Genomic DNA, 1,264 nt, shown 5'->3' with positions numbered 1-1,264 from the left:
TGCGTTCGAACTCGCCGGCCGACATGAACAGCAGATACGTCGACATCTTTGGCGTGGTCTGGAACACGACCTGCTTCAACCCATTGCCCAGCTCGCGCGTGCTGGTGGCTGGCATGTTGCTCACCGCCATCTGCGCGCTGGGAACGTTGAGGGTCAGATCGAAAGTGGCCTTGTAGCCCGGCTCATCCCAGGACGGAATGAAGCGGCGTGCGTCGGAGTTCTCGAACTGGGTGAACAGCGCGCGCTTCTTGCCCGCCTCGGTTGGATAGTCCAATGCGAACAGGCCGTTGGCCTGCGTGTTGATGATGCCGGTGTAATCGGCAGTCAATGTGTAGCGGCCCGGTGCCAGCGACGTGTCGAAGGCGAAGGTGGCAGTCTGGTTGGCCTCGTCCACACTCACTTGCGCGGCGAGTGGGCCGCGCATCGCAGCGCCGGTGAGCTGGCTGTTTGCGAACGTCAGCGCCGCTGCCTGCAATACGATGCGATCGGTTGCCGACAGCACCTCGATATCGATGCTGACCTTGCCATCAAAGTTCATGCGCTCGGCATGCGGCGTGATTTCCACGCGGTAGTGCAACGGCCTGGCCGTTCGCGGCAACTGGGTGGTCACCTCCACCGCACCGGAGGCTGCCGGCGCGGGTTGCGCGAAGGCTGGAATGGACACGGCACTGGCGGCCAGCGCCAATGCGATGGCTGCAGCGAGGGAACAACGCATCAAGCTTCTCCTGGGCAGTTGGAATCGTAAGGACAATCGACAAGCATCCGATCATCTGCCCGCCCTGCCGCCCCCGACACCGCTGGAAGTCATGCTTGGCGCATCATTCCCACGATGCTCGTTCCTGCATGCGACGTGGCTCTCAATGAATCACAGCGATGCACGGTTTACTTCCACTCCATCTCGCCCATGGCAACCTTCGCGCTGAGTGCGAGCGAGTCAGCCCCCTCCAAGCCAGGGAAGCGTTCGTGCATGGCTTGGATCAACTGTGCGGAATCTGCAGCCTTGGCCGCCTCCTCGTCGAAAGCACGAATGTAGCTGGCGGTGAACTCCACGGCCGCCATGTCCTGAGCAGCGCCTTCGGCGTAGTGGCCAGGGATCACCCGTTCCGGCCTCAGCTCGCCGATGCGTTGCAATGCCGCCAGCCAGTCCTGGTGTGACTGGGCCGTCTGCGTGTCGGCCATGAACACGTGCTGCCCGGCATCTACCAGCACGCCCCCCATCACGGCCCTGATCGAGGGCACCCACACCTGTCTCTTATACACATCT

At 62.5% G+C, this 1,264-nt stretch carries 1 protein-coding gene and 1 pseudogene; both read right to left on the bottom strand.

The genetic code is table 11. The annotated features are described in order from the left end of the window. Positions 1-715: gluzincin family metallopeptidase (locus ABB26_RS18365; RefSeq protein ID WP_484600316.1), on the bottom strand; the 715-nt coding region annotated here is incomplete at its 3' end. Between the two features lie 167 nt (positions 716-882). Beyond that, positions 883-1,264: pseudogene (locus ABB26_RS18360) on the bottom strand (MBL fold metallo-hydrolase); the annotation flags it as partial.

The organism is Stenotrophomonas humi, from assembly GCF_001431415.1.
Classification (GTDB): Bacteria; Pseudomonadota; Gammaproteobacteria; order Xanthomonadales; family Xanthomonadaceae; genus Stenotrophomonas; species Stenotrophomonas humi.
Note: the sequence above shows the minus strand (reverse complement) of the source record. Positions and strands in the feature narration are given on the sequence as shown.